Below are 14,867 nucleotides of genomic sequence, written 5' to 3'. Positions count from 1 at the left end.
GGACTGCACCCCCCGGGGTTTCAGGATTGGGCACTTTCCTGGCTGAGTTTTTTTCAGCCCCAAGGGTTTCGAGCCCCTCCAACCCCCCGGAACGACAGGCCTGTCGCAGGGTACGGTTCTGGCAACAGCGCGGGTATGACCCTGGCCGGCCCTCCGCACGATTCTCCAGGATTGCAGGCATTCACGGTGCTCATCGCCCGGGGGGTGCAGTCCACCGTGGACGGACTTTCGGCCGAGGTCCGGCGGGCGGTGCTGGCCGAGTTGTTCCGCATGGGCGCGGAGGCCTCCGAGAATCACTCGGGACACACGCCCTGTCCTCCCTACACCCTGCGCCTGGACGTGGCGGACTGCCGGATGCACGTGGAGCTGGACCCCATGCGCACCCGCCTGTCCCTGACGGGCCTCACCCGGCCCCGGCCGCACTAGAGGGCGCGGTGAACGAGCGGTGGACGTATGGGCAGATGCTGCCCCGGCGCGCGGGCTACGAGGAGAGCTGGGAGCTCACCTACCGCGTGGAGCAGCTGCGGGAGCTGGTGGGCCACGAGCTGCGCTTGGACTCGGCGCTCGCGGAGGAGCTGGACGACACCCTGGCCCGCCTGGTCCAGCGCAACCAGCGCCTGCGCGGCCTGCACCGCATGATGGCCATGGACCGCGAGCCGGAGGACCTGGTCCTGCACCGCGCCGCGCTGGAGGACCTGGACCGGCAGCTGCTCCAGGAACTGCCCGGGCTGCTGGAGCGGCTTCGCGCCACCATCATGTAGCGTGCTGTCCCGCGTCGTTCGTCGTCCCGCGGATGCCTGTCGGTTTCCGACTTCTGCACGGGCCCCTCTTCTTTTCACCAGTCTAATTGGAGTGTTGATCAACTGGTGGAAGAGGTAGGGGCAGCCGAGTTGGGGAAAAGTCAGCAAGCTTCGGGAATCATTCACGAATCGGCGATCTGCTACATGTGGGCAAATTGCCGGTTTCCCCCGGGCATCCACAACGCCGTTTCCGTGCCCCGGGTTGTCCACAGGGCCATCCACACCATCCACAGGTGATCCACAGGGACCTGGGGGTCGTGCGGGCTGGCATGCGGGCCCCTCCTTCGCGGGTTCCACCGGCAAGAAAGACCCGGGATGCAACAGCCCTGTTATGGTCCGGGCGGCTTTCTTCACGACGCGGGCGCCCTCTTTCCATGGCGCTGGAGGATGAGCTCATCGACTTCCATCGGGGCGAGCGCATCGGGAAGTACGAGGTGCTCACGCAGTTGACCGTGGGCGGCATGGCGGAGCTGTTCCTGGGCTACACGTCGGGCCCGGGCGGCTTCCGCAAGTACGTGGTCATCAAGCGCATCCTCCCGGACGCGCGCTCCAATGATCAGTTCGTCCGCATGTTCCTGGACGAGGCGCGCATCACCGCGGCCTTCAACCACCCGAACATCGCGCAGGTATTCGACCTGGGGGAGGAGGATGACGGGCTCTACCTGGCCATGGAGTTCATCGGCGGGCAGAACCTCAACCAGGTGACCAGCGCGTGCATGAAGAAGCGCCAGCCGGTGCCGCTGGCCTTCACCCTGTCCGTGGCCCGCGACGTGTGCCTGGCGCTGCACTACGCGCACACCTTCACGTCCGCTGGCGGCGAGGCGAGCCCCGTCATCCACCGCGACGTGGCGCAGAAGAACATCATGGTGACGTACGACGGCACCGTGAAGCTGCTCGACTTCGGTATCGCCAAGGCGAAGAACAGCCTGGAGCGCACCAACGTGGGCACGGTGAAGGGCACCACCGGGTACATGTCCCCGGAGCAGGTGCGCGGCGATTCGCTCGACGGCCGCAGCGACCTGTTCTCCGTGGGCGTGGTGATGCACGAGCTCATCACCGGCGAGCGGCTCTTCGCGGGCAAGACCGAGCGCGACGAGATGGTGAAGATCCTCGAGGACGCCATCCCGTGGCCGTCGGTGCTGCTGCCGCACGTCTCCGAGGACATCTCCCGCGTGGTGATGCGCGCGCTGGAGCGCAACGTGGACCGCCGCTACCCGTCCGGGCGGGACATGGCGCGCGCCATCGAGAAGGTGGCTGGCGGCAAGCTGATGGACGCGGACCAGCGCGCCGCGCTCATGAAGAGCCTGTTCGCGGAGCGCATGGCGGCCACGCGCTCCCTGCTGGAGAGCGCGGACGTCACCACGAGCAGCCAGGTGCTGGCGTCGGCGAAGCGGGCGCTCCAGAAGGATGACGGCCCCTACCTGCCGGAGCGCAAGGCCACCGCGCTCAGCGTGGTGGAGGCGCGCAAGAAGGCGGAGATCGCGAAGATTCGCGCGGAAGGCCCCGGCAGCGACGAGACCGCGCCCCCGGTGAAGCGCTCGAAGCTGGGCAGGGTGTGGGCGCTCATGTCGCTGTCGCTGTTCCTGGGCCTGGCCTACGGCGCGTTCCGGCTCACCCAGCTGCTGGAGGCCGAGGAGAAGGCGCCCCCTCCCCCACCCATGGGCCTGGGCGCCATGGTCCCCATCCTGCCGCCCAACGCCCCCGTGCCCGGCGGGGACGTGGCCGTCGTGGAGCCGGACAAGGACAAGGATCGCGACACCAAGGACCGCGACACCAGGGACAAGGACCGCGACCGGGCAGGCGCGAAGGACCGGGACAACGACCGGGACGAGGCCACCTCCAACCGGGGCAGCCGCAAGGGCAAGGGCAAGGGCGAGGTGACGCTCTTCCTGGACGAGCCCGCGGAGATCTTCCTCAACAACAAGTCCCTGGGCCGCGCGCCGTTGGTGAAGCGCTCCTTGCCGGTGGGACAGGCGGAGCTGATTCTGGTGGGCGAGGACAAGAAGCGCCGCGTGCTCGCCGTGCCGGTGGAGACGGGCAAGCCCGTGCGCCTCAACCTCAAGCTGAGGGAGCTGCCGGGCCGCTAGACCCCCGTCCGTTCCAGCGTGGACGAAGGCATGCTCGAAGGAGCGGCAAGGGCGGAGGGCGTCCGCTATCTTCCGCCCTTCATGGCCCTCTCCCTAGGCTTCCTGATGGACCCGCTCGAGAGCGTGCGGGTGGACCACGACACGACGTTCTCGCTGATGCTGGAGGCACAGCGGCGGGGGCACGACGTCTACTACTTCGAACAGGGGTGGTTGCGCTTCAACGGCCGGTGCTCGGAGGCGCGCATGCGCCGGGTCCGGGTGCGGCGTGAGGTGGGGCACCACTTCGACGTGCTGAGCGAGGACGTGCGTCCGCTGTCGAAGCTGGACGTGCTCTTCCTGCGCAAGGACCCGCCGGTGGACGCGGACTATCTGCACGCCACGCAGCTGGTGGAGCTGTGTCCGGACCGCGCCCCCATCTTCATCAACAACCCGTCCGGCATCCGCGACGCGAACGAGAAGCTCTTCACGCTGAACTTCCCGGACCTGATGCCGGAGACGCGCGTCACGCGCGAGCTGTCCGTGGTGCTGGAGTTCGCGGCGAAGAACGCGCAGGGCACCATCCTGAAGCCCATCGACGGGTTCGGGGGCAAGGGCATCCTGTTCCTCGCGCCGGGGGACCGCAACGCGCGCTCCATGGTGGAGCTGCTCACGCAGGGCGGGAAGGAGCCCATCCTCGCGCAGGCGTACGTGCCGGAGAGCCGTCTGGGCGACAAGCGCATCATCCTGGTGGACGGAGACCCGGTGGGCGCGGTGCTGCGCGTGCCGTCGGACGCGGACCACCGGGGCAACATGGCCGCGGGCGGCACGCCGATGAAGGCGGACATCACCGAGCGCGACCTGCTCATCTGCAAGCGCCTCAAGCCGTCGCTCCAGGAGAAGGGGCTGACGCTGGTGGGCATCGACGTGCTGGGCGACTACCTCACGGAGGTGAACGTCACCAGCCCCACGGGCCTGGTGGAGGCCAGCCACCTGGACGGCGTCTCCTGCGAGGCGCGCGTGCTGGACGTCGCTGAGCGGATGCACGGCGCGCGCTGACCGTGGGGCCCGTCAGGCTGGAGGACGGCGAGACGCTGGACTCCATTGGCACCGCGGACGTGCGCGTGTTCCAGCGCCGCACGGGCTACCGCTTCACGTTGGACGCGGTGCTGCTGGCGCACTTCGCGGCCACGGAGGGCGGTGACCTGCCCGGGCCCGTGCTGGAACTGGGCGCGGGCAGCGGCGTGGTGTCGCTGCTGCTGGTGAAGCAGTTCGGCGTCGCGGGTCCGGTGGATGCGCTGGAGTTGCAGCCCGCGGTGCACGAACGGCTGACGCGCGCGGTGGCGCTCAACGGGTGCGAGGGCCGGGTGCGGCCGGTGCTCGGGGACCTGCGGCAGGCGCGGTCGCTGTTCACGGCCGGGACCTATGGGCAGGTGGTGTCCAACCCGCCGTTCCGTCGGGCCGAGGCGGGCGTGGTGAGCCCGGACGCGGAGCGGGCCGTCTCCAAGTCGGAGGTGGCGTGCGATGCGCCGTCCGTGGTCGCGGCCGCGCGGCATGCCCTGCGGCCCGGGGGTGGCGTGAGCCTGGTGTATCCGGCGGCGCGGCTGGCGGAGGTGCTGGGGGTGCTCGCGGGCGCGCGGTTGTTTCCCCGGGTGCTGCGCTCCGTGCACGCGCGTGTGGATGCGCCGGCCACGCGCTTCCTGGTGCAGGCGCTGAGGGATCAGGACCGGGGCCTGTCGGTGCGTGCGCCGCTCATCGTCCATGGCGAGGGACCCGGCGGCTACAGCGCGGAGGTGGCGGCGCTGATGGACGTGCCGCTGGCGGAGCGGAACGGGGGTTGAGTGCCCGGCCGCTGAGCGTCGGGCCCTGCGAGCGTCGGGGCCGGATGGGCGGATGCGTCACAACGTAAGGGGCACTTCACCTACCGGACGTCCGCGTCCCGACGAGGAGAGCCCCATGAACGTGACGATGCTCAACGAACAACCCTCGCTGCTGAAGTCGGCCGCGTTGTTGCCGCCGCGCCTGTCGCTGGGCGCGACGATGATTCATCACGGCCTGGCGAAGCTGAAGAAGGAAGGCATCGAGGAGCAAGCGGGCATGTTCGAGCAGCTGGGCATCAAGCCCGGCAAGCCGTGGCTGCTGGCCACGGGCATCACGGAGCTGGTGGCCGGGGTGAGCTCCATCCTGGGCATCGCGACGCGCTTCACGGCGGTGTCGGTCATCGTCACGCAGGCGATGGCCATCGCGAAGGTGCACAGGAAGAACGGCTTCGACATCACCAAGGGCGGCTACGAGTTCAACGTGGCGCTCATCGCCATCGCGCTGGGGACGCTGATGCGCGGGCCGGGGCGGCTGTCCCTGCACAGCGCGCTGGAGCGGCGGGTGAAGCGCCGGGAGCTGAGGCACTTCCGGCTGCTGCCGCGTCAGCGCCGGGGCTCGGTGCTGCTCGACGCGCTCGGGTAGCCGGGGCCAGGGCCTTCAAGGGGTGTAGGGGTGTCGCCTGCCCGGCTGCCAGCGAACCGGGCACGCCGGTGGCGCCCCTGCCCCCGCTTCATCCCGTAAGATGCGCGGGCCATGGCCCCCCCGTCCGTCCTGCTGATGCTGGCGCTCGCCGCGCCCGCCGCGTCCGTCCCCAACTTCTCCACAGCCGAGTCCTCCAGCACCGCGCGCCTCACCGCGGCGGGCATGGCCTCCGTGCGCTCCGTCATCCGGGATGCGAGCACCGGGCGGCTGGATGCCGCGGGCATGGCCTCCGTGCGAGGGGCGATGGGGACCTCGCGGGTGACGCGGCAGCTGGATGTGGCGGGGCTCGCGTCCGTGACGGCCGCCACGCGGAACCGTCCCAATGACTCCGAGACGCCTGTCTCCGTGCGGATGCCCGCGGGCGTCGCCGAGTCCATCCCGACGCCGCCCCGCGAGTCGAACACGGTGCCGGCCACGGGCGCCGCGCAAAGCCAGACAGAATCCCTCTCCGAAGCAGGCCGCATCGCCGTGGAGGCCAGCCTCGGTGCCCTGCGCGCCGCCGCCATCACGATGCACGGCAAGGCCTCCGCGTCCGGTCTCGCCACCGTGGGCAACCCGGACGAGCACTACGCCCGGGGCGTCGCCGCCCTCCAGTCCAAGGACTCGCGCACAGCCATCGCGGAGCTGTCCGCGTGCGTGCAGGCCGCGCCGTCCCGCGCCGACTGCCGCTGGGAGCTCGGCTGGGCCTACTCCGTCGAGGGCCTCTGGGCGGATTCCCTCATGCAGTGGACGCAGGTGCGCACGCTCAATCCCAACCAGCCGGACCTGGAGGGCGCGCTGACGCAGGCCCGCAACCAGGCCGCGCTCCAGGCGAAGCTCGCGCAGCCCGTGGACAGCACGCCCCGCCCTCCCCCGCCGCCGGGCGCGAAGCTGCGCATCCGCGCCGCGGGTGACCTGATGCTCGGCACCACCGTGCCGGAGGGCTACCTGCCCCCCGAGGGCGGCGGCAGCGTCATCGCGGCCGTGCGTCCCCTGCTGGAGGACGCGGACCTCACCTTCGTGAACCTGGAAGGGCCGCTCTGCGACACCGGCAAAACCACCAAGTGCCGCTCGCCCGCGAACTGCTACGCGTTCCGCTCCCCCACCTCCTTCGGCGATTACCTGAAGCAGGCCGGCGTGGACGTGGTCTCCACCGCGAACAACCACTCCGGCGACTTCGGCGAGGAGTGCCGCCGCGCCACCGAGTCCACGCTGGACGCGCTGGGCATCGCCTGGAGCGGTCCGCCGGGCAGCGTGGCCACCGTGGAGCGCAACGGGCTGAAGATTGGGCTCGTGGCCTTCCACACGTCCGCGGGCTGCAACCACCTCAACAACCTGCCCACCGCCACCGCGCTGGTGAAGCAGACCGCCGCCACGCACGACATCGTCATCGTCTCCTTCCACGGCGGCGCGGAGGGCGGCAAGGCCCTGCACGTCCCCGCCGGCAAGGAGATGTTCTTCGGCGAGGACCGCGGCGACCTGCGCGTCTTCACCCACGCGGTGGTGGACGCGGGCGCGCACCTGGTGCTCGGCCACGGTCCGCACGTCGCGCGCGCCATGGAGTTCTACCAGGGCCGTCTCATCGCCTACTCCATGGGCAACTTCGCCACCTACGGCCGCTTCAACCTCAAGGGTCCGCAGGGCCTGGGCATGATCCTGGAGGTGGAGCTGGACAGCCGTGGAGGCTTCTCCAACGGCCGCATCCTCCCCACCAAGCAGATGGGCGAAGGCATCACGCAGCCGGACCCGGCCGCCAACGTCGTCTCGCTGGTGCGCAAGCTCACCACCGAGGACTTCCCCGACACGGGCGCCCGCATCGCCGACGACGGCCGCCTCTCTCCGCGCAAGTCGCCCATCACGGCCTCCAGCACCGCGCCGTAGCGCCGAGTCTTCACGACAACGCCGCACCCGCACCCACGGAAGCCACAGCCTCCGTGGGTGTTTTGTGTGTCACGCATCGCGCATCACCGTCAGGGAATGCGTGCTTTGTTGAAGCCGGGCTGCTGCCTGGGCTGGCGTGCGCTTCATTGCGCCTCCAAGGGTGCCGCGCCGTGCAAGGCATGCGTGGGCGGCGTGCGCTAAGACAGCCTTCGACGTGCCTGCCCATCGACTCCCACGACTGACTTCGCTGCGCCCCTTCGAATACCCCGGCTATTTCGCCGTGTGGCTGGGCGCGCTCATCTCCAACATCGGCACCTGGATGGAGACGGTGGCGATGGGCGTGTACGTCACGCAGACCACCGGCCGCGCGGAGTGGACGGGCGCCATCGTCGCGCTGTCCTTCCTGCCCGCGGTGGTGCTGGCGCCGGTGGGCGGCGCGCTGGCGGATCGCTTCGACCGTCGCGCGTACGCGGGGCTGGGCGCGCTGCTCCAGGCGGCGCTCGCGGCCGTGCTGACGGTGCTGGCGTTCCGCGGGCAGCTGTCGGTGTCCGTCATCGGCGTCATCTCGTTCCTCAACGGGTGCGTGAGCACGCTCACCTATCCGGCCTTCTCCGCGCTGCTGGCGGAGCTGGTGCCGCCGGAAGACCTGCACCTGTCCACCAGCCTCAACTCGGCGCAGTTCAACCTGGGCCGCATCATGGGGCCCACGCTGGCCGCGGTGGTGTTTCAGGCGGGCGGGCCCGCGTGGGCGCTGCTCGCGAACACGCTGTCCTTCTTCGCGGTGCTGGTGGCGCTGTGGCGCGTGGTGCCACCGGCGCGGGACCCGTCCGTGAAGCGCGAGCCGCTCTGGGATGGCATCCGCCGCGGCATCACCGTGGCGCGCGACGACGAGGACATCTCGCTGGTGCTGGTGGCCACCTTCTTCGTGGCCGCGCTGGTGGCGCCCTTCATCGGCCTGGTGCCGGTGTTCGCCATCCGTGAGCTGGGTCAGGGCGCCGCGGCCACGTCGCTCCTGGTGACGTGCCAGGGCGCGGGCGCGGTGACGGCGGCGCTGTGCGTGGGCACGCTCGCGGAGCTCTTCGGGCAGCGCAAGCTGCGCGGCTACTCGGCGACGACCATCGCGGTGCTGTCGGGCGTGTACTGGCTGGCGCCCACGCTCCAGGTGGCGGCGGTGTGCATCTTCTTCCTCGGCGCCAACTACCTCATCCTGATGAGCAGCCTGAGCGCGTCCTGCCAGGGCCGCGTGCCGCGTGAGCTCCAGGCCCGCATGGGCAGCCTCTACAGCATGGTGCTGGGCGCGGGCTATTCGCTGGGCGTCTGGTTCCAGGGCGCGCTGGCGGACCGCATGCACCTGCGCTTCGTGACCATCGGGAGCAGCGCCGTCTTCCTCGCGCTGGTGCTCACCACGCGCCTGCTCAAGCCCGCGCGCTTCGAGAACGAGCCCCTGGCCCTGGCCCCGGCGGACGTCCAGCCGTTCTCCGACAGCTCTCACTGACGCGCGTCAGTCCTCCTCCAGGTCCCGCTTCAGCTTCGTCAGCAGCTTCACCGCGTGGGTGGCGTAGGAGCTGATCCACCGCGAGTGGATGTCCTGGATGGGCGCCGCGTTGAGGTGGTTCCACCGCGTGCGTCCCTCCTTGTGGGACAGCACCAGCTCCGCCTTCTCCAGGACCTTCAGGTGCTGCATCACGGTGCAGCGGTCCAGGGTCTTCTCGAAGTGCTCGCACAGCTCCCCGGTGGTCCGGGGCGCGTCCTTCAACAGGTCCAGGATGGCCCGCCGGCGCGAGTCCGCCAGCGCCTTGAAGATGAGGTCGTCCTGGTCGCTCCTTGACATGTTGTATTTCTATAACCTATTTGCGGGCAGGACCAGTTCACGACCAGGGGTGCCCCATGGAGCCGAAGTTCCAGGTGCAGTTGAAGATCCGCAAGCCGGTGGCGCAGGTGTTCGAGGCGGTGGTGAACCCCACGAAGCTGAGCGGCTACTTCGTGAAGACGAGCAGCGGTCCGCTGGCGCAGGGCACCACGGTGAAGTGGAGCTTCGCGGAGGCGCCGGGCGAGTTCGACGTCATCACGCGCGAGGTGATTCCCAACGAGCGCATCGTCTTCGAGTGGCCCGCGGACGACAGCTACAACACGCGCGTGGAGATGCGCTTCGTGCCGTTGGACGCAAGCAACACGATGGTGAAGATCAGCGAGTCCGGATGGAAGCCGGATGAGAAGGGCATCAAGGCGTCCTACGACAACGCAGGTGGCTGGATGCACATGATGCTCTGCCTCAAGGGTTATCTGGAGTTCGGCATCAACCTTCGGGAGGGCGGGGCGTTCTGAAATCCGCGACGCGGGGGAATGTCGCGGCCAGACTGCCGTTCCCTCGCGTCCCGTTCCGAAGGAGCCCCATGTCGTCCGTTCGCGTCCCCGCCCTGCTCCTGTCCGCCCTGCTCCTCTCCGCGCCCGCCGCGAACGCACAGGAGCCCAAGCGCGCTCCGGAGGCGCTGGGCCTGGGCATGGAGGGCTACCCCTACCCTGCCCCCGTGCAGTTCCTGCCCGTGAAGCTGGAGGGCCAGGACCTGCGCATGGCGTACATGGACGTGAAGCCCACGGGCAACGCGAACGGGCGCACGGTGGTGCTGCTGCACGGCAAGAACTTCTTCGGCGCGTACTGGAAGGACACCATCCGCGTCCTCACCGGCGCGGGCTACCGCGTCGTGGTGCCGGATCAGATTGGCTTCGGCAAGTCGTCCAAGCCGGCCATCGCGTACAGCTTCCACACGCTGGCGTCGCTGACGAAGCAGGTGCTGGATGAAGTGGGCGTGAAGCAGGCCGTGGTGGTGGGTCACAGCATGGGCGGCATGCTCGCGACGCGCTTCGCGCTGATGTACCCGGAGGTGACGACGCAGCTGGTGCTGGAGAACCCCATCGGCCTGGAGGACTACCGCGAGTCCGTCCCCTGGAAGTCCACCGAGGACCTCTACCAGGAGAACCTGAAGGCCACGGAGGAGGGGCTGCGCAAGTACCAGCGCGGCTACTACGTGAAGTGGAAGCCCGAGTACGACGAATACGTCCAGGTCCTCTACCGCCAGACGCTCAGCGGTGAGTACCCGCGCCTGGCCTGGGTGTCCGCCGCCACGCAGACGATGATCTACGAGCAGCCGGTGGTGCACGAGTTCCCGTTGGTGAAGGTGCCCGCGCTGGTGGTGATTGGTCAGGAGGACCGCACGGTGGTGGGCAAGGGCAGCGTGCCGCCCGCGCTGCTGCCGAAGCTGGGGCAGTACCCGGCGCTGGGGAAGAAGACCGCCGCGGCCATCCCGGGCGCCACGCTGGTGGAGATTCCGAACGTGGGCCACATCCCGCACTTCGAGTCGCCGGAGAAGTGGCACGCGGCCCTGCTGGACTTCCTGCGCAAGGTTTCGAAGTAACCTGCGCCGCATGCATCGCATCCGCGTGGTGCGCCACGCGTCCGAGCGGGGCGGCTGGGAGATGGCGCTGGCCACGCCGCCCCCGGCGCTGGCGCCGCTCATCCGGGACTACTGCGGCTATCGCGAGGCCATGCCCCAGCCCATGCGCCGGCAGGAGCTGCCCGGCGTGCAGGTGGTGCTCATCCTGGAGTTCGGTCCGCTGCTGAAGCACCTGGACGACGCGGGCCAGGTGACGCGGCATCGCTCCGGCTTCGTCGCGGGGCTGGACGAGCGCTGGAGCACCACCGAGCACAACGGCGAGTCCCACGGGCTCCAGGTGAACCTCACGCCGCTGGGGGCCAGGCGCCTCTTCGGCCTGCCCATGCACGAGCTGGCCCACCGGGTGACGGGCCTGGAGGACCTGTGGGGCGGGGAGGCGCGGCGGCTGGTGGAGTCGCTGGCGGAGGCGCGGGACTGGGCGGCGCGCTTCGCCCTAGCGGACGCGTTCCTGCTCCAGCGCGCGGAGCGGGGCCCCGCGGTGGACGCGGGCGTGAAGTGGGCGGTGGAGCGCATCCAGCGGACGGGAGGTCAGGTGGACATCGCCACGCTGGCGACCGAGCTGGGCCACAGCCACAAGCACCTCATCCACCAGTTCCACGAACAGGTGGGGCTGCCTCCGCGAAGGCTGGCGCGCCTGTTGCGCTTCGACCGGGCGGTGGAGCGGATCAAATCCGGAGGCCCGGTGCGCTGGGCGGAGTTGGCGCTGGAGCTGGGCTATTTCGACCAGGCGCACCTGAACCGGGACTTCCGCCAGTTCACCGGCGGGCCGCCGTCCGCGCTCCTGCGGCGTGCGCTTCCGGACGCGGGCGGGTTCGAATCCGGCGCGTAGGTAAAATCCGTCCAAGAAAGGCCGGGGGTGGATGGGCAGGATGCGTGGTGAAAGGAAATCACACCATGTCCCTGCCCAGCCTGTATCCCTTCGTCCACTACGCCGACCCCGAGTCCGCCCTGCGCTTCCTGAAGCAGGCCTTCGGCTGCGAGGAGCGGGTCGTCTACCGCAAGCCTGACGGCGCCATCGCCCACGTGGAGCTGACGCTGGGCCACGGGCTCGTGATGTTCGGCGGCGCGGAGGGCGGCCGGCTGAAGATGGCCGCGTCGAAGGACGTGCCCCTGAAGAACCAGGGCATCTACGTGGTGGTGACGGACCCGGATGCGCTGTACGCGCGAGCGAAGGCGGCGGGCGCGGCCATCGCGATGGAGTTGCACGACACGGACTACGGCTCGCGGGACTTCAGCGCGCTGGACCCCGAGGGGAACGTCTGGAGCTTCGGCACGTACCAGCCGCTCGCGGTGCCTCCGCCGAAGGGGTGAGGCGCCTTCGTCGACGGGAGGGGGTGTCCATGCAAGGCTTTCCGCATGAAGCTCTTGCTGGGACCCATCCTGTACGCCCGAGCGCAGGCCACGCCGGACCCGAAGTCCCACGACGTGTGGAGCTTCTTCGTCAACGTGTTCCTGGACAGCACGTCGGCGAAGAAGCCTCCGGCGTTGAGGCTGTGTTTCAGGGACGCGAAGGGCAAGCGGGTCGCCGCCTTCGACGAGGTGAAGGCCGCCGCGGACCTCACCGCCCTGCCCAAGGACACCCGGGGCGTGGTGTGGCGTTGGGAGGTCATCCTGCCGCGCACGGACGTGGCGCAGCGGCTGTCCTATCACTTCGAATCGACAGACACGCCCGGCGTGCCGGTGACCTTCGAGCGTCCGCAGCCACGAGCTGACCGGCCGTGGTCCTCGAAGGTCGTCCCGCCGGAGCCGCTGGTGGTGTCCGACGTCGTCGTGCCCGCGAAGGGCGTGTCGCCGAACATCGCGTTCTTCTCCTGCAACGGCGCCAGCCGTGCGAGTGATTGGAGCAACCTGGCGCAGCCCTTCGCCCTATGGGAGCGGATGCTGCAACAGCATCAGCAGGACCCGGCGGATCCGGCGAAGACGCCGGGCTTCCAGCTGTTGCTCGGGGGAGGCGATCAGCTCTACGCGGACTCGTTGCACAACACGATGGATGTGTTGAACGCGTTCATGAAGTTGCCCCGGTCGGAGCGGTTGAAGCTGCCGGTGCCGGACGGGCTTTCGGAGAAGTTGTTCGCGGAATACGTCTGGCTCTACCGGGAGCGGTGGGGCGGGAGCCAGGGCATCGCGCCGGTGCTGCGGCGGGTGCCGGGCCTGTTCATGTGGGACGACCACGACATCTTCGACGGGTGGGGTTCGCACGAGGAGCTGCAGCAGGCGCCCTGGTATCGGGCCCTCTACAGCGCGGCGGCGCGAGCGTTCGAGGCCTTCCAGCGGGGCTTCCTGGAGCAGCCGGCGAAGGCGCGCGAGCCGGACGACCGGGGCGTGGTGAATTCCGCGCAGCACTATTTCCAGACGTTCTGTTTCTCCACGGTGGACTGCGATCTGGACGTGGTGTTGCTGGACCTGAGGAGCGGCAGGACCAGCCGGGTGATGGACACCGGAGACGCGCATCCGCAGACCGAGTTCACGGTGATGAGCCGGTCACAGTGGGACGCCTTCGACGCATGGCGCGAGGAGCACCGCCAGCGGCCGGAGAACGGCAAGAAGGCAAGGCACGTCTTGGTGGTGTCGTCGGTGCCACTGGTGCACTTGCGCTTCGGTCCGGCGATGGAGCGGATGAGCGGGGGCGGCATCGAGCTGCGCGACGACCTGTTGGACCAGTGGGAGTCCTCGGTGCACCGGGGCGAGCGCACGCGGTTGTTGATGAACCTGTTCTCGCTGGCGAAGAAGTCCTACTGCGCGGTGACGGTGTTGTCGGGGGACGTGCACGTCGGAGCGAGGGCGCGCGTGCGTTCACGCAACCCGGACCACCTGGTGCCCGCGTTGGGAACGGTGGGGGAGGTGTTCATCGAACAGGCGACGTCCTCGCCCATCGTGCATCCGCCGCCGGGATGGCTCGCGTTCAAGGGGATGCTGGCGTTGTCGGAGGATTCCCGAGAGGACCTGCCAGGGTTCCTGCAGACGGAGCTGTTGCCGGTGGGCAAGGAGCTGTACCTGCGGGACCGCAACTGGCTGTCCATCCGGCTGGAGCGGCCCAAGCACCGCGACACGACCGCGCGTCCGAAGCTGTGGGTGAAGTGGATCGCGGAGAAGGAGAACCTGCCGATGGAGGTGGTGGTGGAGCCACCGCCCTTCCCTGCCGTGGGTTGAGGGTTTCAGCGGACCGGGAGCTCACGGAAGGAGATACCGGTCCAACCGCCCTGCTCCACCGCGTCCTTGAAGCGGTCCGTGCCGATGAGGACGGTGCCGTAGTCGCCCAGGCGGAAGAGGTCGATGTCCGAGGGCAGGGATGCCGCGTCGAGGAGGAGGTCCTCCGGGAGGCGAAGGCCCACGCGTCCACAGGTGGGACAAGGCGGTTCCAGGTCGGGAGGAAGGCAGTCGCGGTGCATCCGGCCGCGCAGTTCGAGTTGGAGCTCGAGGACTTCCGGGGGTGTTTTCTGACGGAACCGCAGCTCCGTCTTGCAGCCGAGAAGGCCTCGGATACCGGCGGCCTGGAGGCTGTCGAAGGCGTCACGGCGCAAGACGATCAGACAATCCTCAAGTCCGACGAAGCCTTCGAACTGACCAGAGGCGCGGCCTACCAGCGGGCCGAAGTGGGTGGCAGGTGGAAGTTGTGTGTCGGGTGGCACCAGGGGACGCACCAACTCACGAAGACGGATGAGTTCGGAGAGAGGCTCTGCTCGAGGCTCCTCGAACGCTGCCCTCTCTGGCAGTTCGGACAGGTCGACTGCTGGATAGAACTGAGCAGAGGTGCCCCAGGTGGCTCCACATCCCGGACAGTTCTTCAGGCCTGGCAACCCCCATTTATGCGTGGCCTCGACGAGACCGTTGCGGCGGAAGTTGACGGTCTTGTCGTGGCGAAGGTCGAAGAATCGAGTCATGGGTGATCAGTTGTACTTCTCGATGGGGCCGCCCAAAAGCTGGAAGCGGTAGATGAGCTCCCCGGCGTGTTTGAAGATCTCCTCAGCCTGGGCGCCATTGTTCTTCCGTTTGAAGTCACGCCAGGCCTCGTTCCACATGCCTCCCTTGGGACCGTTGCTATGTAACCGTCCGGCCAACGATGTGCCGTGAGGGATTGCCGGGGGAGCGGTTCGCGGCGGACGCTTCCGGGCATGGCGAAGCAGGTGGAGAAGCCGGAGTGGGCGCGCATCGCGGAAGCCTTCGAGGCC

At 69.1% G+C, this 14,867-nt stretch carries 15 protein-coding genes and 1 pseudogene; 13 read left to right on the top strand and 3 right to left on the bottom strand.

The annotated features are described in order from the left end of the window. The first annotated feature begins 171 nt into the window (after window positions 1-171). From D7Y15_RS37815 to D7Y15_RS37780, 8 genes are all read left to right on the top strand, one after another. On the top strand, window positions 172-426 hold the full coding sequence (locus tag D7Y15_RS37815) for a hypothetical protein (protein WP_233596798.1): 255 nt from the start codon (window positions 172-174) through the stop codon (window positions 424-426). An 8-nt stretch (window positions 427-434) separates the two neighbouring features. After that, a complete protein-coding gene (locus D7Y15_RS37810) occupies window positions 435-761 on the top strand; it encodes a hypothetical protein (RefSeq protein ID WP_233605244.1) in 327 nt (108 codons plus the stop codon). A gap of 413 nt (window positions 762-1,174) precedes the next feature. After that, window positions 1,175-2,887, top strand: coding sequence for a serine/threonine-protein kinase (locus D7Y15_RS37805; RefSeq protein WP_121755604.1), 1,713 nt, complete (start codon window positions 1,175-1,177; stop codon window positions 2,885-2,887). Between the two features lie 81 nt (window positions 2,888-2,968). Then, complete coding sequence (gene gshB, locus D7Y15_RS37800; RefSeq protein WP_120576161.1) at window positions 2,969-3,922, top strand: glutathione synthase; 954 nt, start codon at window positions 2,969-2,971, stop codon at window positions 3,920-3,922. A 2-nt stretch (window positions 3,923-3,924) separates the two neighbouring features. Then, entirely contained in the window at window positions 3,925-4,704 is a 780-nt protein-coding gene (locus tag D7Y15_RS37795) for a tRNA1(Val) (adenine(37)-N6)-methyltransferase (protein ID WP_121755603.1), read from the top strand. 115 nt (window positions 4,705-4,819) lie between these two features. Further along, window positions 4,820-5,326 carry a DoxX family protein gene (locus D7Y15_RS37790; protein ID WP_120576154.1) on the top strand — a complete coding sequence of 169 codons (507 nt, stop codon included), beginning with the start codon at window positions 4,820-4,822 and terminating at the stop codon, window positions 5,324-5,326. A 111-nt stretch (window positions 5,327-5,437) separates the two neighbouring features. Continuing rightward, window positions 5,438-7,246 (top strand): CapA family protein, encoded by a 1,809-nt coding sequence (locus D7Y15_RS37785; RefSeq protein WP_121755602.1) that lies wholly within the window; start codon window positions 5,438-5,440, stop codon window positions 7,244-7,246. Between the two features lie 214 nt (window positions 7,247-7,460). Then, window positions 7,461-8,741, top strand: coding sequence for an MFS transporter (locus D7Y15_RS37780; RefSeq protein WP_121755601.1), 1,281 nt, complete (start codon window positions 7,461-7,463; stop codon window positions 8,739-8,741). Window positions 8,742-8,747: 6 nt separating this feature from the next. Here the strand turns inward: D7Y15_RS37780 and D7Y15_RS37775 are convergent, their stop codons facing one another. Further along, on the bottom strand, window positions 8,748-9,077 hold the full coding sequence (locus D7Y15_RS37775) for a metalloregulator ArsR/SmtB family transcription factor (RefSeq protein WP_120576151.1): 330 nt from the start codon (window positions 9,075-9,077) through the stop codon (window positions 8,748-8,750). A 56-nt stretch (window positions 9,078-9,133) separates the two neighbouring features. On the opposite strand from D7Y15_RS37775, the gene D7Y15_RS37770 reads away from it, so the two are divergent. The 5 genes from D7Y15_RS37770 to D7Y15_RS37750 all read left to right on the top strand — a co-directional run bounded on the left by D7Y15_RS37770 (window position 9,134) and on the right by D7Y15_RS37750 (window position 13,848). Then, the gene (locus D7Y15_RS37770; protein WP_121755600.1) at window positions 9,134-9,571 is read left to right on the top strand and encodes an SRPBCC domain-containing protein; all 438 of its coding nucleotides are present in this window, start codon (window positions 9,134-9,136) and stop codon (window positions 9,569-9,571) included. A 68-nt stretch (window positions 9,572-9,639) separates the two neighbouring features. Next, entirely contained in the window at window positions 9,640-10,659 is a 1,020-nt protein-coding gene (locus tag D7Y15_RS37765; RefSeq protein WP_121755599.1) for an alpha/beta fold hydrolase, read from the top strand. 10 nt (window positions 10,660-10,669) lie between these two features. Then, entirely contained in the window at window positions 10,670-11,527 is an 858-nt protein-coding gene (locus D7Y15_RS37760) for a helix-turn-helix domain-containing protein (RefSeq protein ID WP_121755598.1), read from the top strand. Between the two features lie 65 nt (window positions 11,528-11,592). After that, on the top strand, window positions 11,593-12,009 hold the full coding sequence (locus tag D7Y15_RS37755; protein ID WP_121755597.1) for a VOC family protein: 417 nt from the start codon (window positions 11,593-11,595) through the stop codon (window positions 12,007-12,009). 45 nt (window positions 12,010-12,054) lie between these two features. Continuing rightward, on the top strand, window positions 12,055-13,848 hold the full coding sequence (locus D7Y15_RS37750; protein WP_121755596.1) for an alkaline phosphatase D family protein: 1,794 nt from the start codon (window positions 12,055-12,057) through the stop codon (window positions 13,846-13,848). A gap of 5 nt (window positions 13,849-13,853) precedes the next feature. Here D7Y15_RS37750 and D7Y15_RS37745 read toward each other — a convergent pair whose 3' ends face one another. Then, window positions 13,854-14,579, bottom strand: a complete 726-nt coding sequence (locus tag D7Y15_RS37745) for a double-CXXCG motif protein (protein ID WP_121755595.1) — start codon at window positions 14,577-14,579, stop codon at window positions 13,854-13,856. A 6-nt stretch (window positions 14,580-14,585) separates the two neighbouring features. Beyond that, window positions 14,586-14,744, bottom strand: a pseudogene (locus D7Y15_RS46105) (DUF2380 domain-containing protein); the annotation flags it as partial. Window positions 14,745-14,867 lie beyond the last annotated feature (123 nt).

It is taken from the genome of Corallococcus sp. AB030, assembly GCF_003668965.1.
Lineage (GTDB): Bacteria > Myxococcota > Myxococcia > Myxococcales > Myxococcaceae > Corallococcus > Corallococcus exiguus.
The sequence above is the reverse complement of the archived record's forward strand: the minus strand, read 5'-3'. Positions and strand labels throughout refer to the sequence as shown.

Bases quoted from the DNA above. Each gene is read 5' to 3' on its own strand.
- D7Y15_RS37755 (WP_121755597.1), top strand. From the start codon at position 11,593: ATGTCCCTGCCCAGCCTGTATCCCTTCGTCCACTACGCCGACCCCGAG.
- D7Y15_RS37770 (WP_121755600.1), top strand. From the start codon at position 9,134: ATGGAGCCGAAGTTCCAGGTGCAGTTGAAGATCCGCAAGCCGGTGGCG.
- D7Y15_RS37745 (WP_121755595.1), bottom strand. From the start codon at position 14,579: ATGACTCGATTCTTCGACCTTCGCCACGACAAGACCGTCAACTTCCGC.
- D7Y15_RS37775 (WP_120576151.1), bottom strand. From the start codon at position 9,077: ATGTCAAGGAGCGACCAGGACGACCTCATCTTCAAGGCGCTGGCGGAC.
- D7Y15_RS37765 (WP_121755599.1), top strand. From the start codon at position 9,640: ATGTCGTCCGTTCGCGTCCCCGCCCTGCTCCTGTCCGCCCTGCTCCTC.
- D7Y15_RS37760 (WP_121755598.1), top strand. From the start codon at position 10,670: ATGCATCGCATCCGCGTGGTGCGCCACGCGTCCGAGCGGGGCGGCTGG.
- D7Y15_RS37790 (WP_120576154.1), top strand. From the start codon at position 4,820: ATGAACGTGACGATGCTCAACGAACAACCCTCGCTGCTGAAGTCGGCC.
- D7Y15_RS37750 (WP_121755596.1), top strand. From the start codon at position 12,055: ATGAAGCTCTTGCTGGGACCCATCCTGTACGCCCGAGCGCAGGCCACG.
- D7Y15_RS37805 (WP_121755604.1), top strand. From the start codon at position 1,175: ATGGCGCTGGAGGATGAGCTCATCGACTTCCATCGGGGCGAGCGCATC.
- gshB (WP_120576161.1), top strand. From the start codon at position 2,969: ATGGCCCTCTCCCTAGGCTTCCTGATGGACCCGCTCGAGAGCGTGCGG.
- D7Y15_RS37785 (WP_121755602.1), top strand. From the start codon at position 5,438: ATGGCCCCCCCGTCCGTCCTGCTGATGCTGGCGCTCGCCGCGCCCGCC.